This is a genomic window from Rothia sp. L_38, assembly GCF_050689125.1.
Taxonomy (GTDB): Bacteria; Actinomycetota; Actinomycetes; order Actinomycetales; family Micrococcaceae; genus Rothia.
In genome coordinates this window covers 22,961-43,022 of the sequence record NZ_JBOEQD010000013.1, presented here as the reverse complement: position 1 = coordinate 43,022, position 20,062 = coordinate 22,961, and the positions used below count along the sequence as shown (strand labels likewise).

The window sequence follows — 20,062 nt, the reverse complement described above, 5'->3', positions numbered from 1 at the left end:
CAGGACGCCGGGGGCGGCTTCTTCACGACAAGCTAGGCTCGACCGCAGACCTTAGGTGGTCTGGGGAGTGGGCTCGTCGTTCTTCTCGTTGTTGTGCTTGTAGGCTTCACGGACGCGGGCACCGAGCTCTTCGTGGACTGAATCCCAGTACTTGAAGGCACGCTCACGAATCTCGTCAGAGACAACAGCACCAACGTGGCCGGCGATGTTCTCGACCAGACGAGCCTTAGCAGCATCATCCATGACATCGGCGTAGAGGGTGCGAGCCTGGCCGAAGTCGTCGTCCTCAGCGTGCAGGGTAGCAGCAGCGCGAACCAGAGCGCCGTCAGCTTCCCAAGAACCCTCACCGGCGCGGGCAGCGTCAGCGTGGGGGCCACCGAAGGTGTTGGGGGCGTAGACGGGGGTGTCGGGGCTGTTGAAGGTGTAGCGCATAGCGCCGTCCTGGCTGTAGTTGTTCACTTCAGCGTTCTTCGCGTAGTTGACCGGCAGGTCAGCGAAGTTGGTGCCAACGCGGTAGCGGTGGGCATCGGGGTAGGAGAAGATACGGCCCAGCAGCATCTTGTCGGGGGAAGCTGCAATACCCGGAACGAAGTTAGAGGGTGAGAAGGTAGCCTGCTCGATCTGAGCGAAGAAGTTCTCGGGGTTCTTGTTCAGGGTCATCTTACCCACCTTGATCAGGGGGTAGTCGGCGTGGGGCCAGACCTTGGTCAGGTCGAAGGGGTTGAAGCGGTAGGTCTTGGCGTCCTCGTAGGGCATGACCTGAACGTAGAGAGTCCATGAGGGGAACTCGCCGCGTTCGATAGCTTCGTAGAGATCCTGACGGTGGTAGTCGGCGTTCTCGCCAGCGATACGCTCAGCGTCGGCACCGGTCAGGAAGTCGTTGCCCTGGTCGGTCTTGAAGTGGTACTTGACCCAGAAACGCTCACCTTCAGCGTTGATCCACTGGTAGGTGTGTGAGCCGAAGCCGTCCATGTGGCGCAGGGTAGCGGGAATACCGCGGTCGCCCATGAGCCAGGTGACCTGGTGGGCTGATTCGGTGCGCAGGCTCCAGAAGTCCCACTGCATGTCGTTGTTGCGCAGGCCGTTGCCGGGCAGACGCTTCTGGGAGTGAATGAAGTCGGGGAACTTGATGGCGTCGCGGATGAAGAAGATGGGGGTGTTGTTACCTACCAGGTCGTAGTTGCCCTCGGTGGTGTAGAACTTGACCGCAAAACCGCGGGGGTCGCGCCAGGTGTCGGGTGAGCCCTGTTCACCGGCAACGGTGGAGAAACGAATCAGCATCTCGGTGGAAACACCGGGCTGGAAGAGGGCTGCGCGGGTGTACTTGGAGACGTCCTCGGTGGTCTCAAAGACGCCGAAGGCGCCGGTACCCTTAGCATGGACGACACGCTCGGGAACGCGCTCGCGGTTGAACTGGGCGAGCTTTTCGACGGTGTAGGTGTCGTGCAGGACGATGGGGCCGTCATTGCCTACGGTCAGGGAGTCGTTGTCTGAGGCAACGGGGGCACCCTGGGTGGTGGTGGTAAATGAACCGGGCTTAATCGGGTTGTTCATTTTTCCTACTTTCCTGTGTGGGGTTGTTTTCTGCTGGCTTCTAGGGGCGGTTCTAGTGGGCCAGGAGAGGGTGATGGCTTTTGCTCTAGCTGGTCAGAGCCTGATGGGCAGCTGCCTGCTGGGCGAGGGCCACTTCTTTTTCGTCGGCGTTTTGGCAGTTTGCGCAGATACCTCGGTAGAGTACGTCGGCGCTGAGTAAAGCCATGCCGTGAAAATCGCTGGGGGTCAGGCAGGGGGCTGCCCCGACGGCACAATCCACGTCTTCGACCCTGCCGCAGCGGATGCAGTAGGCATGGTGGTGGTTGTCGCCGGTGCGGGTCTCGTAGAGCCCTGCTGATCCCGGTGGTTCAAATTTGCGGAGCATGTTGATGTCGGTGAGATCTGCGAGGACGACGTACACCGACTGTACGGTGATTCCCGGTAGCTCCTGGCGGACGGCTGTAACAACAGCGTCTGCTGTGGAGTGCGGGTTCTCGTGTACAGCTGCAAGCACAGATAGGCGCTGTTTTGTGACGCGACGACCTTTAGATCGAAGCTGAGCTGACCAGGCTTTTTGGTGGGCACTGGCGGGAGTGTTGGTACTGCCGGGGATGTGGCTGCACCCGCTTGCTCCGAGGTTGCTCGTTGTTGACATCATGTCACCATAATATCCTTATTCTGAGTCTTTCACAATAAGGTGGGGTTGGGTTGTGAGTCAGGGCTGACTAAACGGAAACCTGAAGGTAGAACGGTGGCCCGCCTGGGGGAGTGGATGCTTGCTTCCCCTCTTTTGCTCTGTGAGGAGGGCTGGGGCCCTTCAAAACCGGAGAATCGTGATAAATTTTAAAAAACTTTTCCGAGAAAACTCCCTAGTCAAGGCCATATTTGAGGGTGGGTGGAAAGTTTTTTAAAAAACTTCCCGTTTTCGCGTCATAAAACAGGTCTATCCGCCTCTTTATCTATGACAGCGCAAAACTGTCGGGTGTGTCTACCGATTTTCATGATCGGCTTGGTAGCGCACCACCCCAAACTGCCATGGGAAGCAGGGCAGGGAACAAGGGAATAAAACGTGCCCGTCAATCGTGGGGATTCGACGAGCACAACGGCGCCTCCGTTGGGACTAGGGGAAAACAGCCCAACGGGCAGGGAGCCAACACTGTGATGTGTTAAGGTGCAGAGCCGCCGCTGCTGGAACTTATCGAGCGGCTCTGCCCACCACACGCCAAAGCAGCCCCACCGCACAGGGCCGTTCGCGGGTTCTGTGCTCGGGCAAATATACACAACCCAATACACTTTCAGATGCTTTCGCAGGCACTGAAACGCTAAGTGCCAACACTGTTCGTGGGTGGTGGCGCACAAGCTACACACTCACCGCCAAGCGGGGGTGCCTCCAGGGAAGGGCGCCGCCGTCACTCAACAGAGGGTAGAGAGGCTCGCACCGCTTTACCGCTAGGGACAACATCAGCCCGGCTCCTGCAGTCCGTAAGGAGCCGGGCTGCTGTTGTTCTTTCCACAAACTACTGCACGCGCGGCAGAATCCCGATAGACTAATAGAATGCCCCACCACTCTAACTAGGGGTAACTCGCATAAACCCAGGGATTTTCATGCAATCACACAACACCGCGCAACCAGCTACTGGCGGCCCCACCGACGAGCTGTTGCTCTCGGACGTCCGCGAAGGCAAGCTAGATTCGTTCGGCGTTCTGTATGAACGTTACGTGTCAATGGCTCGTGCCATTGCTTATAAGCACACCTCTAACAACACCCTCTCAGAAGACATCGTCTCGGAAGCCTTTGTGCGTGTGCTCCAGGCTCTCAAAAACGGTAAGGGCCCCCGAACATTCATGGGTGGGTACCTGGCCACCACTATCGCCCACCTGGCAGCGGAAAACGGGCTCATTGCTCAAAAGGAAGTTCCTAGTGAAGAGGAACACCTGGAGTCAATGGGTTCGCTGGACGAAACCGTCTTGAAATTACATGAGTCCGATGAGCTCATCAGTGCCTTTACCGGTTTGCCGGAACGTTGGCAGACCGTGCTCTGGATGACCGAGGTTGAAGATAAGAAGCCTCGCGAAGTTGCCCAGACCATGAACCTCTCTGCCAACGCTGTTTCGGCGCTGGCAACCCGTGCTCGTGAGAGCCTTCGCGAAGGTTTCTTGCGGGCCCATCAGAACGCGCCGAAGACCGACGAATGCGCCCAGTACTCACCTCACCTGAGCTCTATGGTGCGTGGCTCCCTGACCAAAAAACGTAGCGAAGCCTTGCGTCTGCATCTGTCGGTGTGCTCCTATTGCACCTCGGAATATCTGACCCTGGCCGGTATCAACAAGTCCATGCGCGTTTGGGTTTTCCCCGTGCTGGCGGGCTTGGTGCCCGTTATTACCGATGGTTCCAAGGTGCTGCTGCCCTTCCTTGCCGGTGGCGTAGCCGGTGGGGCAGCCGCCGGTGCTGGAGCTCAGAGCGGTCTCTTCTCAGGGCTGGGGGGCGGACGCTGGACGCCCGGGAGCCAGGCTTTAGCGGGTGCTGCCGCTGTCGTAACCGCTATTGGTGCGGTTGCCGGTGGCATGGCTCTGGTCAATAATTCTTCGGCAGGGTCGGCGGTCATCAGCGCAGACTCTCAGCTGCAGACTCCGAAGGCTCAAGCAAATGAAGAAAATTCTGGAGTCACCGATAGCCTGGTGAATGAGCCCCAGAATGTTTCTAGCGGTATGACCGCTGAAACCCTTCGCTCATCTGTGGCTGCTAACGGCCCTTCCGCAGTGCAGGGGAATAACAGCGCTAACGGCGGGGGCCCCACAAATTCTTTGGCCCAGGCAGCGGGTTCAGAAAATGCTACCTCCCAGCAGGTCGATGCTGACCAAGGCAGTAACGTTGCTACCCCGGCAGCTAGTAGTGGCGAAACCGAACCTGCTGTGTCGGCAGGCAACCCATCTGTCCCTTCGCAGGGGAACGCTGCGCCCGTTGCTGAGCCGGTTGCAGTGCAAGTCCCCAATGCTAATCCTGAGCTGCCTGGCGCCCCTGAAGCACCTGCTAATCCTGTAGAGCCTAGTGCTCCAGTAGCTCCTTCTGCCCCGGTGGATTCGGCTATACCCGGTGAGCCGGTTGCGCCGACTGATCCTGTAGGGCCGGTGGCCCCTGTGGAGCCCAGTACACCAGAGCCTGAAGCTCCTGTGGTTCCTACTGAGCCGACCGCGCCTACCGAGCCTGAGGCACCGGTTGAGCCGGTCGCCCCGGTTGTTCCTGTAGAACCTGAAAGTCCGGTAGAGCCGGTGGCTCCGGTTGAACCGGTGGTTCCTAGTGAACCTACAGATCCGGCTGAACCTGTTGAACCGACCGATCCTGTTGAACCGACCGATCCTGTTGAACCGACTGAACCGGTTGACCCTGTCGACCCAGTTGAGCCTGTTGAACCGACTATTCCGGTTGAACCTACTGACCCGGTTGAGCCTGTTGAGCCGACCGAGCCTGCTGGCCCGTTCGTTCCGGTTAACCCTGTAGAGCCGACTGATCCTACCACTCCGGTCGAGCCAGTTGAACCGACCGACCCGACTATTCCGGTTGAACCTACTGACCCGGTTGAGCCAGTTGACCCAACGGTTCCGGCCGAGCCTATTGACCCCACGCTTCCCGTTGAGACGACTGACCCGGTTGATCCTGTTGACCCCACGGTTCCCGTTGAACCTACTGTTCCGGTAGATCCTGTTGACCCGGTTGAACCGACCGTTCCGGTAGAACCTACTGATCCGGTAGAACCTGTTGACCCAACTGACCCGACCACTCCGGTAGAGCCAGTTGAACCTACCGACCCGACCGTTCCGGTTGAGCCTACTGATCCTGTCGAGCCAGTTGAACCTACCGACCCGACCGTTCCGGTTGAGCCTACTGATCCTGTCGAGCCAGTTGAACCAACCTACCCGACAGTTCCCGTTGAACCGACTGACCCTGTTAACCCAACTGACCCGGTTGAACCTACTGACCCGGTTGAGCCTGTCGACCCCACGCTTCCCGTTGAGCCGACTGACCCGGTCAATCCGACCGACCCGATTGTTCCGGTTGAGCCTGTCGACCCCACGGTTCCCGTTGACCCGACTGACCCGGTCAATCCGACCGACCCGACTGTTCCGGTCGAGCCTGTTGATCCAACCGTTCCGGTCGAGCCGACTGACCCTGTTGACCCGACGGTTCCGGTAGAACCGACTGTTCCGGTCGAGCCTGTTGATCCCACGGTTCCTGTTGACCCGACTGACCCGACCACTCCGGTAGAGCCAGTTGAACCTACCGACCCCACTGTTCCGATTGAGCCTACTGATCCTGTCGAGCCAGTTGAACCGGCTGACCCGGTTGTTCCGGTTGAACCGACTGACCCAACTGACCCGGTTGACCCGACCGTTCCGGTAGAGCCGACAATTCCAGACTATGATTCCTGGCAGGGAAGCGCTGACTACTACCAGCTCATAGCATCGATACCGTGGGACGCTATTGGTCAGCCCATCGGAGATAACCGGATGTGCATGATCACCTTTATCGTCACTGACACTGAAGGCGCCAACTGGGCCTCCGGTTTCGCCACCTACTTGCCGCCCGTCCTTATCGAATCTCCGTATGCCGCCTACCTGCTCGAAGGCTACCTCGGCCTCAGCAAGATTCAAGACATCACGTGCTACTAGATAAAAGCGCCTGCTGCTTCTCGTACGAGATACAGCAGGCGCTTTTCTCAAGCCTCTAGCGGAACACCGGGGATATCCCAGCTAGAACATCTACTCTGGTAATCAAGCCCCAACGAAAGGACTCTTTTATGCACAGCCATAACAACGGCCTCAAAACAGCCCTGCTCTTGGGGTCGATGGTAGGTTTCCTGCTCCTCATTGGTGCAGGCCTGGCCTACTTCACCCGAAGCTCAATCTTTATTGTGCTCTTCGGCCTGATCGGTGTAGGTACGGTCGCCTACACCTACTGGAACTCAGACAAGCTCGCTATCCGCTCCATGAACGCCTACCCGGTTACCCGCGAGCAGATTCCCGGCCTCTACGCCATCGTTGAAGAGCTCTCAGCTAAGGCCAACCAGCCCATGCCCAAACTCTACGTTGCCCCGACCATGACCCCCAACGCCTTCGCTACCGGCCGTAACCCCCAGAACGCCGCGGTCTGCTGCACCGAGGGTATTCTGCAGCTGCTCGACGAGCGCGAGATGCGCGGTGTGATTGGTCATGAGCTCATGCACGTCTACAACCGCGATATTCTGACCGGTTCAATTGCTGCCGCTATCGCCTCCGTCATCGGTACTATCGCCCAGTTCGCTACCTTCGGCGCCATGTTTGGAGGTAACCGCGAAGAAAACCGCGGTGGCGGCCTCATCTTCACCCTGCTCATTGCCTTCCTAGCGCCCCTGGCCTCGGCCGTCATGCAAATGGCCATTAGCCGCACCCGCGAATATGATGCCGACGAGGACGGCGCCCGCCTCACCGGCGACCCGCTGGCGCTAGCGTCCGCCCTGCACAAGCTGGAAAACGGGGTGTCACGCTACCCCATGAACCCCGAGAACCGCCAGACCGCAGGCGCTGCCTCCATGATGATTGCTAACCCCTTCCGCGGCGGCGGTTCAGTTAAGAACCTGATGGCCACCCACCCGCCCATGGCTGACCGTATCGCCCGACTCGAAAATATGGCTCGTCAGAACGGGCAGCTCTAGACTTCAGGTCACGCTGACTGAAAGTTGACCGTACAAATCTGAACAGGTTAAAGAAGAGCTCCCCACCTGCCCGGGCAGGTGGGGAGCCTTATATCTAGGTGCGGACGCCCCTATGGGGCAGGTGCCTAGCGGTAGTTGACGAACTGCAGGTCAACCTCAAGGTCGGCGCCCTTGAGTAGGGCAATGACGTCCTGCAGGTCATCGCGGGACTTGGAGGTTACGCGCAGCTCATCGCCCTGAATGGTAGCCTTGACCGACTTGGGGCCCTCTTCGCGAATGAGCTTAGAGATTTTCTTGGCCTGGTCCTGGGCGATACCCTCCTTGATAGAGGACTCAATGCGGTATTCCTTGCCAGAAGCGTAGGGGTCGCCGGAATCCAGGGACTTGAGCGAGATGCCGCGCTTGACCAGCTTGGACTGGAAGACATCGAGCACGGCCAGGGCGCGCTCCTCGGAGTTGGCCTTAATCAGGATCTTTTCGCCGGAGAAATCAATTTCAGCGCCGACACCGCGGAAGTCGTAGCGCTGGGCTACTTCCTTCTGGGCCTGGTTGAGGGCGTTAGAAACTTCCTGCTTGTCGACCTTTGAAACAACGTCGAATGATGAATCGCTTGCCACGGGTATTTACCTCTTTTGCTTATCTTGATTAGGTGACCATGCCCCGGCGCCCCGGAGCGGGGGAGGGGAGCTTACCTACAAAGGTACCCTGTTGCGCCTAGATTGTGCAGGTTATCCCAATCGTTATGAAACTGTGACACCATTCTCAGCTAAAGTTCATCTTGGTTTGGAAAGATAAAGTTATGGCTGAAAAAAAGACAGCTGCCCACGCTGCAGCCGGTGTACAGCCCGGCTCAGGAACCACTCCGGCAGCGAACCAGGTACTAGCTGTAACTGACGAAACCATGCAACGAGCTTACGAAGCTCTCCTTGCAGATTTGGCGGCGGACGGTTTTGCCTCCGCTCAGGCAGCGGAACCCATGACAGATGAGGAGCATCAGGGCGATCAGTCCTTTGATTTCGCTCGCGGTCTCGGCCAGACCCTTCACAATTCGGGTTTGGTTGCCAGATTCGAGGGTGTGAAAGAAAACCTTTCCCGTGAAATTCGCGGTGGCATGTGCACCCCTGACCAGGCCTATGCCTACCTGGAAAACCTTGAAATATCGCTCCTGCTAGAGCAAGAAGCCCTGGCGGCAAGCTCTGCGTCTAACTAACATGGCCCCGACCGGCGTCCGCTCTCATAGCGCGCCGGTCGGCCCACTTAAGTGGTCTTTGCAACAAAAGCTACTTTTGGTTTGGCAAGCTGCCTAAAAGTGTGTAAAGTATTCTACTGTTCGCTCAAACGAACACATTCAAGAAATTGAATACGGCAGATTACCCGAGCGGCCAAAGGGGGCTGACTGTAAATCAGCTGGCATTGCCTACGGGGGTTCAAATCCCTCATCTGCCACAGCGAAAATCCCGCCTCACACGAGGCGGGATTTTTTATTCCCCTGGTGAGCTAGCTTCATTATCAGAGAAACCGGCCACAGTCTTTAGACAAGCCCCGATAAAACCGGTAGCGTGTTTCTCATGGCAACCATTGAAATTACCCAGGAAAACCTGACCCAGAACGTCGAAAACTCAGACATTCTCTTCCTCGACTTCTGGGCCGATTGGTGCGGCCCCTGCAAGCAGTTCGGCCCCATCTTCGAAGCTGCTTCTGAAAAGCACGCCGATATTACCTTCGGCAAGGTCGACACCGAAGACCAGCAGCAGCTGGCCGCCGCAGCAGGTATCACCTCTATCCCCACCATCATGGGATTCCGCGAGGGCGTTCTCGTCTTCTCCCAGCCCGGCGCTCTGAACGCCCAGCAGTTCGACCAGATCATCGACGCTGTCAAGGGTCTGGACATGGCCGAGGTGCACAAGCAGGTTGCAGAGGCTGAAGCAGCCCAGGCTGAGCAGGCCTAAGGCCACTACTAACTTTCTTTATATAAGTCGCCCTCCCCCTAACTGGGGAGGGCGACTTTGTCTTAGAAGGAGCGCATATCCTGCGGGGCATACCGGGGGCCGCGGCGCGGTTCGCTGATCCCGGCGGCCTTGATGAGGGCCACAACCCGCTGGCGGTGCCCGGCATAGGGAGCAAGTAGCTCTACCATGCGGGCGTCATCGCCGCGGGTACCATCGAAGGCGTAGGTGACGTGGTGGGCAAGGTGGTAGTCGCCCACGCTGACGGCGTCGGGGTGGCCGCAGTAGCGTTGCAGGGTTTCTGCGATGGTCCAGGGGCCAATACCGGGAACCGAGTTCAGTGCCCGGGCGAGTTCGCTCACGCTGTGCTGGGAGGCAAACCGTTCGAAGGACTCAGCCCGGTTCGCATAGTGCACCATGGCAGATGAGCGGGAGCGGTCAAAGCCGGCGCGGTGGTAGGCCCAGTCAGGAATCTGGGCAAAGACGGACGCCTGGGGAAAGATAATCAGCCCCGGCGGCTGATCGGGGTGACCGGTGGCAGGGGCCGGGTCCCCATACTGGCGGAGCAGGGCCCTCATGCCGCCCATAGCTTCGATACCGGTTACCCTCTGCTCGGTAATGGCTAGGAGCAGGTTCTGCGAGAGCAGGCCAATAGAGGGTAGCCGCAGCCCTGGTGCATCGGCCCGGGCCCGCACCAGTCTAGCGGGTAGCTGCCCCCAGGCTTCTGAGGCGTAGAAGCCGGCCCACCGGTCCTGCTCACCCACCCAGCCCGGCACGCGTGCCGCAAAAGCTTCCAAGGCGGACGCTGGTGATGTACCGCTAGGGGAGTTGTCACCTGCCCAAATCGTTACCTCAATCGGGGCGCGCAGGTCGGCGGGGTGCGTCCTGGCAAAACGAACAAGCAGCCCCACCCCAGCTTCGCGGGCAGTCGCCCAAAAAACAGGGCCAGCAGGGCCCCTCACCTGCCGAAACAGGGGATCAAAAGTACCTCGTTGCAGGGTGGCAAAGGTCTGGCCCAGGTGAACCCGGTGGGTCGGCTCCAGAACAAAATGCGCTCGCAACATGCTCCCCATCGTCTCATACCCGCACGCCCTACCCCGCAGAGCTGCCCTGCACTTGTCTATACTCGTACAAGAGCCACACAGCCCGTGGCAGGCCCCGTCCCCTGATAAAGAAGACGTATGAGCTCCTCCCTACTGCCCGCAGAAGCCCACCCCCGTAGAGCCCGCACCAGCGCAGCGGCTCTCGCCCTGGCTGTATTCGCCCTCTACAGCGTCTACTCCTGGTTGCACTGGCGGCACTACGTCATACCTTCCTGGGACCTGGGTATCTTCTCTCAGCTGGCTAAGGCATATGCCGCCGGGCAGACCCCGATTGTGCCCATCAAGGGGGAGGGGTTCAACCTGCTAGGGGATCACTTCCACCCCGTCACCGTGCTCCTAACCCCCTTCTACTGGGTCTGGCCAAGCCCCGCCACCCTGCTCTACGTGCAAAACGGGCTGGTTGCCCTGTCGGTCTACCTGCTGGTGCGCTTTGCCCAGCGCGTCCTGGCGCTCTGGGCAGCCCTGGCTCTTGGAACTGCCTATGCCCTGAGCTTCGGCATCCAGCAGGCCGTTGCTGTCCAGTTCCACGAGGTTGCCTTCGCCCTGCCGCTGCTGGTCATGAGTCTGGGCTACCTGGCTCTCACCCGCCTGGCGGACACCCCCGCCCCCCTCCTGCGTCGCTCTATCTACTGGGCAGCACCCCTGGTTTCCGTCAAAGAGGACGTCGGTATTACGGTTCTCCTTATCGGGCTGGTGGTCCTGGCCCGCACCGGCTGGTTCTCCACCGCAAGCAGCATCGCTTTTCCCTCGGCGTCCGCTCCGGTAAGCCCCCGCCACGAACGCTACCGCATCCTGTTGCGCTCCTGGGTCAACACCCCTGCCGTGGCCGAAGCCAGCCTGCTAGCTCTCTGGGGGCTGGTCTGGCCCCTGCTGGCCATCGGCCTTATCCTGCCCTTCTTCAACACCGGTGGTGTCTTCGACTACTCCGATAAGCTCGACGTCGCAGCAGCTATCGGTAACCCCCTCGGCGCCCTAGCCCAGCTTTTTTACCCCTGGCAAAAAACCGCCACCCTTGGCCTACTGCTGCTGACCGGCGTCCTGGCCTGGACCACCAGCCCTCTTGCCCTGATCGCCGCCCCCACCCTCATCTGGCGCTTCCTCTCACCCCAAGAGGGCTACTGGGAACCCACCTGGCACTACAACCTGGTACTCATGCCCATCGTCTTTGCCGCCCTGCTCGACGTGCTGGCCCGAGCAGCCGCCCGCACCAGCGTCCCCGCCTACCGGCTCGGGGCAGCACCTGCGGGGCGAATCGTCCGCGCCGCTTTCACCACCCTGCGCCACCGGGCCGCTACGGTTCTGCCCGCGCTCGCCCTCATCGTCAGTCTTGGGCTGCTACCAAACCAGCCTCTGGCCCAGCTGGCTGACCCGGACTTCGCCACTACCGAGCTTTCCACCACAGACCAGATGAAGGCAGAAGCCGTTGCCGCCATCCCCGATGGATCCACTGTGGCGGCGGACCTCTCCGTCCTCACCTACCTGGTGCCCCACCACACCGCCTACTGGATCGGCCACTCCGGGGAACCCGGCCCCGACTACGTGCTCGTCGACAAGCTGGGCAGCGCCTGGGGCGGCAATCCACCGACCAGCGCGGTTGACTACGCCACCGGCCGCTACGGCACCGCCACCTACGTGCACTACCGCACCGTTGGCACCATAGACATCGCCGTCCGCACCAATTAGCTGTACCCTCTATCACCACCCGGGCCCAAAAGGCTAAAACTAGGGTAGAGTTGAAAACGTAAGACTCGGGAACCCCCGACCATTTCTCTTCAGCGCCCACGCCCGCTACTGGCACACAACCACAGGGCCACGCGCGTTCAACGAACATACTTAGGCTAAGCAGACCGTTGAACCTTCGACTAGAGAACCTGATGTGTAATCAGCTCGCCCAAGCGCGCACCCTTCGTTAGCCAGCGCCCACGAACCGAAGACCTCTGATCATTGAGGCCCCTCGCGAGCATTCCACGGGGACACCCCGTACAGCACCTCCCACGATGAGAGTGCTGAAACCCCACTCGATGAGGACAACATTGACTGAAAATACTGCCGTTAACGCAGACACCGCAACCGACGCTATCTTCCAGGAACCGGTTGTAGACACCCCCGCTCAGCAGGCAGAAAAGGACGAGGACGGCGGCATCCGATTCACCGACCTGGGTCTGGACGCCCGCGTGCTGGCAGCTCTTGAAAAGGTCGGCTACGAAAAGCCCTCACCCATTCAGGCTGAAACCATCCCCCTGCTGCTTGAAGGCCGCGACGTCGTCGGCCTGGCCCAGACCGGTACCGGTAAGACCGCAGCCTTCGCCCTGCCCGCTCTCTCAACCCTGGCAGAACTGGCCGACATCAACGGCGTCTCCAAAGACACCCAGGTACTCGTCCTAGCCCCCACCCGCGAACTGGCCCTGCAGGTTGCCGAAGCCTTCTCGTCCTACGCAACCGAAATGCCCGACTTCACCGTGCTGCCCGTCTACGGCGGCTCACCCTACGGCCCCCAGCTGGCAGGCCTCAAGCGCGGCGCCCAGGTCGTTGTCGGTACCCCCGGCCGCGTCATCGACCACCTGAAAAAGGGCTCCCTGGACCTCTCCAACCTGCAGTACCTGGTACTGGACGAAGCCGACGAAATGCTCCGCATGGGCTTCGCCGAAGATGTAGAGCAGATCCTGGCAGATACCCCCGACTCCAAGCAGGTTGCCCTCTTCTCAGCAACCATGCCCAAGACCATCCGCAAAATCGCTGAGCAGTACCTCAACGACCCCGCAGAGGTCCGCGTCAAGTCAAAGACCACCACCAGCGCCAACATCCGCCAGCGCTATATGCAGGTCATGCACTCCCACAAGCTCGAGGCAATGACCCGTGTGCTTGAGGTTGAAGACTACGACGGCATCATCGCCTTCGTCCGCACCAAGAAGGAAACCGAAGAAGTCGCCGACAAGCTCAAGGCCCGCGGCTACCAGGCTGCCGCCATCAACGGCGATATCCCCCAGAACCAGCGCGAACGCACCGTCGAAGCCCTGCGCGATGGCCGCATCGACATTCTGGTCGCCACCGACGTCGCCGCCCGCGGCCTCGACGTTGAGCGCATCTCCCTGGTCGTCAACTTCGATATTCCCCACGACACCGAATCCTACGTGCACCGTATCGGCCGTACCGGTCGTGCGGGTCGTGCCGGTGAAGCCATCCTCTTCATGACCCCGCGCGAAAAGTACATGCTGCGTCAGATTGAGAAGGCCACCCGCCAGCAGGTCGAGCAGATGCACATGCCCACCGTTGAGGACGTCAACAGCAACCGCAAGCAGAAGTTTGCCCAGCAGATCACCGACACCATCGAGACTGAAGACCTCAGCTTCTTCCGCGAACTCATCGACGCCTACGCTGTTGAGCACGATGTTGAAGGCGAAGAAATCGCAGCAGCTCTGGCCGTCATCGCCCAGCAGGGCCGCCCCTTCCTAGCCGAAGAAATGCCCGAACCCAAGAGCAAGAAGCGCGACCGCGACCGCGACCGTGACTTCGACCGCGACGACAAGCCCCGCGGCGGCCGCCGCCAGTCCGAGGAGGGCATGGTTGACTACAAGCTCAACGTAGGCCGCTCCTCCCATGTCTCACCCGCAGCTATCGTCGGTGCCCTCACCAACGAAGGCGGCATCAAGGGTAAGCAGGTCGGAGCAATCGACATCCGTCAGCACTTCACCATCGTCTCCCTGCCCGAGAACGAGCTGCCCGGTGACTTCTTCGATCGCCTGCGCGACACCCAGGTAGCCGGCGAATTCATCAACATCAAGCGCGACCGTGGCCCCAAGGGCGGCGGAGGCGGACGCAAGTTCGACCGTGACGACCGCGGCTTCGGCAAGAAGGACTTCGGCGGTAAGAAGAAGTTCGACGGCAAGAAATTTGACCGTGACGATCGTGGCTTCGGTGGCAAGAAGAAGTTCGACCGTGACGACCGCGGCTTCGGTGGCAAGAAGAAGGGCCGCAAGAAGTTCTAAGGGCTGTGCCCTAGAACACCCCAAAAAACAGGTTCTAGATTTGCGTCTTCCAAAGGTTGTATCGTAGGCTAGTATCTGTTGCCCCGATAGCTCAGTGGTAGAGCGCCATCTTGGTAAGATGGAGGTCCCGGGATCGATTCCCGGTCGGGGCTCTGTATGAGCCCAAAAGTTCATACGTGGCGGTGTAGCTCAGCTGGTTAGAGCGCACGACTCATAATCGTGAGGTCGACGGATCGAGCCCGTCCACCGCTACGCCCCGATAGCTCAGTGGTAGAGCGCCATCTTGGTAAGATGGAGGTCCCGGGATCGATTCCCGGTCGGGGCTCAGATAACCTGTCAAGCATTAGCTTGGCAGGTTTTTTGTTTGTAGAGTGGTCTCTATGGCTATTAACCAAGAGATTGTGGGCCGCGTTTACCCGGCCACTGAACCCTATTCGGTGGGGCGAGAGAAAATCCGTGAATTCGCTGCAGCCGTGAAGGCCACCAGTCCTCTGCACTTTGATGTGCAGGCCGCCCAGAGCGCAGGTTACAGTGACCTGATTGCCCCGCCCACCTTCGCCATTGTTCTGGCTCAGAAGGCAGACGCCGCCCTGATTACTGACCCCGAAGCTGGTATTGATTTTTCCCGTGTAGTGCACGCCGACCAGCGTTTTACCCACCACCGCCCGATTGTGGCCGGGGACGAGCTGCTGACCGAGGTGCACGTCGATAGCGTGCGGGTTATGGGAGCTGGTGCTATGCTGACCACCCGCGAAGAAATTACCACCGTAGAGGGCGAGAGGGTCGCCACCTGCATTTCATCACTGCTGGTTCGGGCGGAGGACTAACCCATGGCTATCTCTTTTGATTCGCTTGAGAAGGGCACCGAGATTGGTGCCCGCCAGGTTCCCGTCACCCGGGCTGACCTGGTGGCCTATGCAGGTGCGTCCGGCGACTTCAACCCCATTCACTGGAACGAGCGCTTTGCGACCGCCGTGGGTCTGCCTGGCGTGATTGCCCACGGCATGTTCACCATGGGCGCTGCCGTGCAGCTGGTGACCGACTGGGTGGGGGACGCCGGTGCCGTTGTGGATTACCAGACCCGGTTCTCTAAGCCTGTGCCGGTGCCCGATGCCAAGGACGCTGCCTCCCCGGCTACCGGCGGCAATGTCATCTCGGTTGCCGGTAAGGTCGGCGCCCTGGATGCGGATGCCCGCACAGCCCGTATCGATCTGACCGTCACCGCCCCTGACAGTGAGGGCAAAGATCAGAAGGTACTGATGAAGGCCCAGGCTCTAGTGAAGCTCGCTTAGCGCGCCCCCCAACTTGCGTACCAAAGGCGCCCGTTCAGAGATTGAGCGGGCGCCTTGCTGTGCATGACCACTAGAATAGACCGCAGGACACAAACACACTGACATGCCCTCTTAGCTTTACTTCGAGAGAATTGACCTTACCCACCATGGCACATAACCCCCGCACCCAGCTTTCAGACCGGCAGATTAAGACCTGGTACAGGGCTGTGCTGGGGCTTTTCTTTGCCAGCGGTTTAGTAGTGTCTGCCCTGCTCACCCGCCTGCCCGATGTGGCCAACGGGCTGGGGCTGAGCTCCGGGCCCATGGGCTTACTGCTGCTGGGTATGACCATCGGCTCCTTCTGCGCTGTCAGCTTCTCAGGTGCCTTCGTGGCCCGCTTCGGCGCCATCCGCTGTATCGCAGCCGCCTACACCACCACCGTCACCGGCATGATCCTCATCGGCCTGGGCGTCCACCTCACCAGCGTCCCTGTGACCCTGCTGGGTCTCATGCTCCAAGGTCTAGGATCAGCTGTCTCCAACGTGGCCTCCAACGTACAGGGCGTAGCCAACGAGCGGGCCCTGGGCCGTTACGTCACCCCCATCATGCACGGCTTCTTCTCTATCGGCACGGTCGTCGGGGCCGCTATCGGCACCCTCGACACCCGCCTGGGCGTGCCTTTCGTCGTCCATATGCTCTACTTCGCCCTTGCCGTTGCCGCCCTCGTCCTTATCTCCCTCAAGTTCTGCCACAGCGAAAACTACGGCCAGGACGACACCCAGGCCATTGCCGCCGTCGGCTCCTACCGGGTGCGCGACGCCTGGCGCGACAAACACACCATCCTCATCGGCCTCTTCGTCCTCGGCATGGCACTGGCCGAAGGCTCCGCCAACGACTGGGTTGCGCTCGCCCTCACCCACGACTACGGCACCAGCAACACCATCGGATCGCTGGGCTACTTCACCTTTGTGGTGGCCATGATGGTGGGGCGTTTTGGCGGCACTGCCCTGCTCAACCGCTTTGGCCGGGTGCCGGTGCTCCGCACCACCTGCTCGCTCGCCATTATCGGCCTGGCCCTCTTCATCTTCGCCCCTACCGTGCCCCTGGGCTTTGTTGGCCTGCTGGTCTGGGGCCTGGGAGCCTCCCTCGGCTTCCCGACCGGCATGTCAGCTGCCTCGGACGACCCGCTCAAGGCAGCCGTCCGCGTCTCCGTTGTCTCAACTATCGGCTATGCAGCCTTCCTGGGTGGCCCGCCCCTGCTGGGCCTGTTGGGGGAGCACTTTGGAATCCGCAACGGCCTGCTAGCCGTGCTGGTTTTTGTGGTTGTGTCCCTACTGCTCACCAGCCAGCTGGAACCCAAGAAGCCTGGCAGCACCGTCCACATCGAAAAGCTCTAGGGGCGTTAGCCGCCAGGACGTCCGCGCCCAGCTCCCAGCTCCCAGCGCCCGGTGAGCACGCTCGCAGGCGGCGCCCCGGCAGAGCCGGTAGAATGGGCACCGTGACTGACAAGCTTTTAAGTGAACTGACCACTGCCGCTGTGGGTGGCCCCGCCCGTCTCTTCGTTGAGGCCACCAGCGAGCAGGAGATTATTGATGCCGTAACCGCCGCCGACCGTGCAGGAGAAGACCTGCTGGTGGTGGGCGGGGGCTCTAACCTGCTGGTAGCCGATGAGGGCTTTAACGGGGCAGTGGTGCACATCGCTTCAACCGGTATTGAAACCGTGAGCGACTACGCCTGCGGCGGCACCACCCTGCGCGTGCAGGCAGGCCACACCTGGGACGACCTGGTAGCCTACGCCGTAGAGAACGAGCTCTCCGGTATTGAGGCCCTCTCAGGTATTCCCGGCACCGTGGGCGCCACCCCCGTGCAGAACGTGGGGGCCTACGGCTCTGAGGTCGCCCACACCATCGCCTCGGTTCGCACCTGGGACCGCGAAACCGGCGGCTACAAGACCTTCGCTAACGCCGACTTGAAGTTCGCCTACCGCGACTCGATCCTCAAGCAATCCACCGTCAACGGCTCCCCCCGCTATGTGGTGCTGACCGTTGATTTCCAGCTGCCACATGGCTCCCAGTCTGCCCCCGTCCGCTACGCGGAGCTGGCCCGCCAGCTGGGTGTTGAGGTGGGGGAGCGCGCCGACTCCCGCCTGGTACGCGAAACCGTGCTGCGCCTGCGTGCAGGCAAGGGCATGGTGCTAGATGCCGCCGATCGCGACACCTACTCCACCGGTTCCTTCTTCACCAACCCGATTGTGGGTGAGGACGTCGCTGCCCAGCTGCCCGAGGATGCCCCTCGCTACCCGGCAACCACCCCCGCCGGTGAGCCTCTGGATGGCATGGTCAAGCTCTCTGCCGCCTGGCTGATTCAGCATGCCGGGTTCGATAAGGGCTTCGGCCTTGAGGGCGAAGCAGCGGAGCTTGCCGGTGGCCGGGCTTCGCTCTCCACCAAGCACACCCTGGCTATCACCAACCGCGGTGGTGCCTCGACCGCCGATATCGCGGCCATCGCCCGCGCTGTGCGAGCCGGGGTTGAGGAAAGCTTCGGGGTACGCCTGGTTCCTGAGCCTGTGGTCGTTGGGTTTACTCTCTAACGCAGGGGCGCCATGAGCCTAGAGAAAGAAATCGAGAGCGGGCAGGGCGGACGCCTACACCGGCGTATGGAGCGCTTTCGCGCCTTTATGGGGCGGCACGCCGCCCTGCTCCTGATCTACCGCCTGCTCATTATTGGGCTAGGTTTTTTGTGCATCGTCGCCGGTATTATCATGCTGGTGACGCCCGGCCCCGGCTGGCTTTTCATTTTCATGGGCATGAGCCTGTGGGGTACCGAATTCCACTGGGCCCACCGCCTGAACGTGTGGGCGAAAGCTAAGGTACTGAATATCTGGCGGCAGATAGAGGCTAAGCGGCATCGGGCCCACCGTCGTCGCACCGCCGCCCGCTGGGCTAGCCGCAGCAACCGCAGCCACTACTGCCCAACGGGCTGCCACTACAGGCAAACACTATAACATTTCGAATATTTCGAATAGTGCTATAGTGGTGGCATGACCGTCACTCAGCATAATCAGCGTTCTATTCTTGAACCCTCCACCTTTCATGAAGCAGACTTAGAACTACTTTTTTCTTTCTTACATAGCGCTTCTAGTGAGGATGAGGGGGCTCAGCCTGCGCTGCTATCGCCAGACGGTAAAAAACAGGTCATTCCCTTCCTCTTATATGACACACTAACAACCATCGTTGATGCCTTAGCCCATAACAAGGCTGTTTCGATTACGCCTACCGATACCAAGCTCACCACTCAGCAAGCTGCTGATTATCTCCAAATATCTCGTCCAACACTCATAAAAATTCTCGAATCTGGTGATATTCCCTTTACTGCTGTTGGCCGCCATCGCCGTGTGCTTCTCGCAGACTTGATTCAGTATGAAGAGAAAGAGCGAAGAGAGCGTAAAGCTTTCCTCCAAGAACAAACGCAAGAATCATCGGCAGACGGTAGCTACTTTGACCTACCTGCAAGCTTTGCGCAGACTCGCAGGTCGTCAGGAAAATCTTAATGTCTGGGCTATCTGCTGTTCTCGATGCATGTGTACTGCTACCGATGCCAACGTGCGACTTACTTTTGCGCCTAGCAGATGCCAAAGAGTACAGACCCCTCTGGTCGCATGGGATTCTAGAGGAAGTGGAACGTAACTTGCAGACAGTGTTCATGCGAACGCCTGGGCAGGCTGAGAAGCGTGTGAGAAATATGCAGAAATACTTCCCAGATGCAGAAGTTTGTGAGTATGAATCGCTGATACATCAGATGGGTAACGACCCTAAAGATCGCCATGTTTTAGCAACAGCAGTTCGAGCTCGTGCTGACTTTATCGTTACTTTTAATCTGAAAGACTTCCCTGAAGAGACTTTAGCTCCATTTGATGTGAGGGCCGTTCACCCAGATGATTTTCTGTGCGACCGGTTTGCACTGAAACCGCAGAGAATCAAACAAATTGCTGAAGACATTGTGCGAGACATGAAGAACCCAGAGGTAACTCACACGGAGTATCTGGTGGGGTTGAGAAAAATTGGGCTGGTGAGGTTTGCAGAGACTCTTGAGTCTAATGGGTTCTAGCTTTCGAACCCCAGCATATGGTCCAGAGTCTCGTGAATCTGCTGGTCCTCAAAGCCCAGTTTGCGCATGGCTGTAATGTACTTTTCGGTTAGGGTCTGTGCCTTGTGCGCGGTTGAGTCGAGGGCCGTAATAAAGGACCCGGCCCGGCCGTGCGTTTCAATGGCACCGGCGGCTTCCAGCTCCTTGTAGGCCTTAGCCACCGTGTTTACTGCCAGTCCTGTTTCGGCAGCCAGCGCCCGCATGGGCGGTAGCCGGTCACCGGCCGCCAGAGCGCCGGAAGCCCGCGCCGCAATAATAGCCCGCCGCAGCTGGGAGTAGGGCGGGACGTCCGACCCCTTATCAACCCTAAAATTTAAAGCACGGATGCCCCCGCACAGCTCCTCGTGGGAGTCGTGAATCGGGGGCATCTCGTTCTTTGTCATGGCA

18 protein-coding genes and 4 tRNA genes are annotated in these 20,062 nt (G+C 59.8%); 17 read left to right on the top strand and 5 right to left on the bottom strand.

What is annotated here, in order from left to right:
* Positions 1–51: 51 nt before the first annotated feature.
* Entirely contained in the window at positions 52–1,554 is a 1,503-nt protein-coding gene (locus tag ACRCJM_RS10150) for a catalase (RefSeq protein ID WP_431464805.1), read from the bottom strand.
* Between the two features lie 85 nt (positions 1,555–1,639).
* Positions 1,640–2,188: a Fur family transcriptional regulator gene (locus ACRCJM_RS10145; protein WP_431464839.1), complete on the bottom strand. Its 549-nt coding sequence runs from the start codon at positions 2,186–2,188 to the stop codon at positions 1,640–1,642.
* Between the two features lie 950 nt (positions 2,189–3,138).
* Between ACRCJM_RS10145 and ACRCJM_RS10140 the strand changes: the two genes are divergently transcribed.
* Both ACRCJM_RS10140 and htpX read left to right on the top strand, forming a co-directional pair.
* Positions 3,139–6,201, top strand: a complete 3,063-nt coding sequence (locus tag ACRCJM_RS10140) for a sigma-70 family RNA polymerase sigma factor (RefSeq protein WP_431464804.1) — start codon at positions 3,139–3,141, stop codon at positions 6,199–6,201.
* A 128-nt stretch (positions 6,202–6,329) separates the two neighbouring features.
* The gene (gene htpX / locus ACRCJM_RS10135; protein WP_431464803.1) at positions 6,330–7,223 is read left to right on the top strand and encodes a zinc metalloprotease HtpX; all 894 of its coding nucleotides are present in this window, start codon (positions 6,330–6,332) and stop codon (positions 7,221–7,223) included.
* Between the two features lie 125 nt (positions 7,224–7,348).
* Here the strand turns inward: htpX and ACRCJM_RS10130 are convergent, their stop codons facing one another.
* Positions 7,349–7,840 carry a YajQ family cyclic di-GMP-binding protein gene (locus ACRCJM_RS10130; protein WP_237184942.1) on the bottom strand — a complete coding sequence of 164 codons (492 nt, stop codon included), beginning with the start codon at positions 7,838–7,840 and terminating at the stop codon, positions 7,349–7,351.
* 182 nt (positions 7,841–8,022) lie between these two features.
* Between ACRCJM_RS10130 and ACRCJM_RS10125 the strand changes: the two genes are divergently transcribed.
* From ACRCJM_RS10125 to ACRCJM_RS10115, 3 genes are all read left to right on the top strand, one after another.
* The gene (locus ACRCJM_RS10125) at positions 8,023–8,433 is read left to right on the top strand and encodes a hypothetical protein (RefSeq protein ID WP_431464802.1); all 411 of its coding nucleotides are present in this window, start codon (positions 8,023–8,025) and stop codon (positions 8,431–8,433) included.
* A 154-nt stretch (positions 8,434–8,587) separates the two neighbouring features.
* Positions 8,588–8,669, top strand: a tRNA-Tyr gene (locus tag ACRCJM_RS10120).
* A 122-nt stretch (positions 8,670–8,791) separates the two neighbouring features.
* Complete coding sequence (locus ACRCJM_RS10115) at positions 8,792–9,172, top strand: thioredoxin family protein (protein WP_135012472.1); 381 nt, start codon at positions 8,792–8,794, stop codon at positions 9,170–9,172.
* Between the two features lie 62 nt (positions 9,173–9,234).
* Here ACRCJM_RS10115 and ACRCJM_RS10110 read toward each other — a convergent pair whose 3' ends face one another.
* The gene (locus ACRCJM_RS10110; RefSeq protein WP_431464801.1) at positions 9,235–10,233 is read right to left on the bottom strand and encodes a DNA-3-methyladenine glycosylase family protein; all 999 of its coding nucleotides are present in this window, start codon (positions 10,231–10,233) and stop codon (positions 9,235–9,237) included.
* A gap of 117 nt (positions 10,234–10,350) precedes the next feature.
* Here ACRCJM_RS10110 and ACRCJM_RS10105 point away from each other — a divergent pair, with 117 nt between their 5' ends.
* The 12 genes from ACRCJM_RS10105 (at position 10,351) to ACRCJM_RS10050 (ending at position 19,636) form a co-directional block, all read left to right on the top strand.
* Complete coding sequence (locus ACRCJM_RS10105) at positions 10,351–11,955, top strand: DUF2079 domain-containing protein (RefSeq protein WP_431464800.1); 1,605 nt, start codon at positions 10,351–10,353, stop codon at positions 11,953–11,955.
* A gap of 314 nt (positions 11,956–12,269) precedes the next feature.
* Positions 12,270–14,258: a DEAD/DEAH box helicase gene (locus ACRCJM_RS10100; RefSeq protein WP_431464799.1), complete on the top strand. Its 1,989-nt coding sequence runs from the start codon at positions 12,270–12,272 to the stop codon at positions 14,256–14,258.
* Between the two features lie 80 nt (positions 14,259–14,338).
* Positions 14,339–14,410: transfer RNA gene (locus ACRCJM_RS10095), tRNA-Thr, on the top strand.
* A gap of 26 nt (positions 14,411–14,436) precedes the next feature.
* A tRNA-Met gene (locus ACRCJM_RS10090) sits at positions 14,437–14,510 on the top strand.
* A 1-nt stretch (position 14,511) separates the two neighbouring features.
* Positions 14,512–14,583 (top strand) — tRNA-Thr (locus ACRCJM_RS10085).
* A 55-nt stretch (positions 14,584–14,638) separates the two neighbouring features.
* A complete protein-coding gene (locus tag ACRCJM_RS10080) occupies positions 14,639–15,085 on the top strand; it encodes an FAS1-like dehydratase domain-containing protein (RefSeq protein WP_431464798.1) in 447 nt (148 codons plus the stop codon).
* A 3-nt stretch (positions 15,086–15,088) separates the two neighbouring features.
* Positions 15,089–15,550 carry a MaoC family dehydratase gene (locus ACRCJM_RS10075; protein WP_431464797.1) on the top strand — a complete coding sequence of 154 codons (462 nt, stop codon included), beginning with the start codon at positions 15,089–15,091 and terminating at the stop codon, positions 15,548–15,550.
* Between the two features lie 146 nt (positions 15,551–15,696).
* Positions 15,697–16,926 (top strand): MFS transporter, encoded by a 1,230-nt coding sequence (locus ACRCJM_RS10070; RefSeq protein ID WP_431464796.1) that lies wholly within the window; start codon positions 15,697–15,699, stop codon positions 16,924–16,926.
* A gap of 101 nt (positions 16,927–17,027) precedes the next feature.
* A complete protein-coding gene (locus ACRCJM_RS10065; RefSeq protein WP_431464795.1) occupies positions 17,028–18,119 on the top strand; it encodes a UDP-N-acetylmuramate dehydrogenase in 1,092 nt (363 codons plus the stop codon).
* 12 nt (positions 18,120–18,131) lie between these two features.
* A complete protein-coding gene (locus ACRCJM_RS10060) occupies positions 18,132–18,533 on the top strand; it encodes a PGPGW domain-containing protein (RefSeq protein WP_431464794.1) in 402 nt (133 codons plus the stop codon).
* Positions 18,534–18,569: 36 nt separating this feature from the next.
* Positions 18,570–19,079 (top strand): helix-turn-helix domain-containing protein, encoded by a 510-nt coding sequence (locus ACRCJM_RS10055; RefSeq protein WP_431464793.1) that lies wholly within the window; start codon positions 18,570–18,572, stop codon positions 19,077–19,079.
* Positions 19,079–19,636 carry a PIN domain-containing protein gene (locus tag ACRCJM_RS10050; protein ID WP_431464792.1) on the top strand — a complete coding sequence of 186 codons (558 nt, stop codon included), beginning with the start codon at positions 19,079–19,081 and terminating at the stop codon, positions 19,634–19,636. Before ACRCJM_RS10055 ends, ACRCJM_RS10050 begins: the two co-directional genes overlap by 1 nt.
* Here the strand turns inward: ACRCJM_RS10050 and ACRCJM_RS10045 are convergent.
* The gene (locus ACRCJM_RS10045; protein WP_237184926.1) at positions 19,633–20,058 is read right to left on the bottom strand and encodes a GntR family transcriptional regulator; all 426 of its coding nucleotides are present in this window, start codon (positions 20,056–20,058) and stop codon (positions 19,633–19,635) included. The genes ACRCJM_RS10050 and ACRCJM_RS10045 overlap by 4 nt on opposite strands.
* Between the last annotated feature and the right edge of the window lie 4 nt (positions 20,059–20,062).

What these genes read in the sequence shown, in the direction of transcription:
- ACRCJM_RS10105 (WP_431464800.1), top strand. Translation starts at nt 10,351, where the DNA reads ATGAGCTCCTCCCTACTGCCCGCAGAAGCCCACCCCCGTAGAGCCCGC.
- ACRCJM_RS10075 (WP_431464797.1), top strand. Translation starts at nt 15,089, where the DNA reads ATGGCTATCTCTTTTGATTCGCTTGAGAAGGGCACCGAGATTGGTGCC.
- ACRCJM_RS10145 (WP_431464839.1), bottom strand. Translation starts at nt 2,188, where the DNA reads ATGTCAACAACGAGCAACCTCGGAGCAAGCGGGTGCAGCCACATCCCC.
- ACRCJM_RS10115 (WP_135012472.1), top strand. Translation starts at nt 8,792, where the DNA reads ATGGCAACCATTGAAATTACCCAGGAAAACCTGACCCAGAACGTCGAA.
- ACRCJM_RS10140 (WP_431464804.1), top strand. Translation starts at nt 3,139, where the DNA reads ATGCAATCACACAACACCGCGCAACCAGCTACTGGCGGCCCCACCGAC.
- ACRCJM_RS10125 (WP_431464802.1), top strand. Translation starts at nt 8,023, where the DNA reads ATGGCTGAAAAAAAGACAGCTGCCCACGCTGCAGCCGGTGTACAGCCC.
- ACRCJM_RS10150 (WP_431464805.1), bottom strand. Translation starts at nt 1,554, where the DNA reads ATGAACAACCCGATTAAGCCCGGTTCATTTACCACCACCACCCAGGGT.
- htpX (WP_431464803.1), top strand. Translation starts at nt 6,330, where the DNA reads ATGCACAGCCATAACAACGGCCTCAAAACAGCCCTGCTCTTGGGGTCG.
- ACRCJM_RS10060 (WP_431464794.1), top strand. Translation starts at nt 18,132, where the DNA reads ATGAGCCTAGAGAAAGAAATCGAGAGCGGGCAGGGCGGACGCCTACAC.
- ACRCJM_RS10110 (WP_431464801.1), bottom strand. Translation starts at nt 10,233, where the DNA reads ATGTTGCGAGCGCATTTTGTTCTGGAGCCGACCCACCGGGTTCACCTG.
- ACRCJM_RS10070 (WP_431464796.1), top strand. Translation starts at nt 15,697, where the DNA reads ATGGCACATAACCCCCGCACCCAGCTTTCAGACCGGCAGATTAAGACC.
- ACRCJM_RS10055 (WP_431464793.1), top strand. Translation starts at nt 18,570, where the DNA reads ATGACCGTCACTCAGCATAATCAGCGTTCTATTCTTGAACCCTCCACC.
- ACRCJM_RS10080 (WP_431464798.1), top strand. Translation starts at nt 14,639, where the DNA reads ATGGCTATTAACCAAGAGATTGTGGGCCGCGTTTACCCGGCCACTGAA.
- ACRCJM_RS10050 (WP_431464792.1), top strand. Translation starts at nt 19,079, where the DNA reads ATGTCTGGGCTATCTGCTGTTCTCGATGCATGTGTACTGCTACCGATG.
- ACRCJM_RS10045 (WP_237184926.1), bottom strand. Translation starts at nt 20,058, where the DNA reads ATGACAAAGAACGAGATGCCCCCGATTCACGACTCCCACGAGGAGCTG.
- ACRCJM_RS10100 (WP_431464799.1), top strand. Translation starts at nt 12,270, where the DNA reads ATGAGAGTGCTGAAACCCCACTCGATGAGGACAACATTGACTGAAAAT.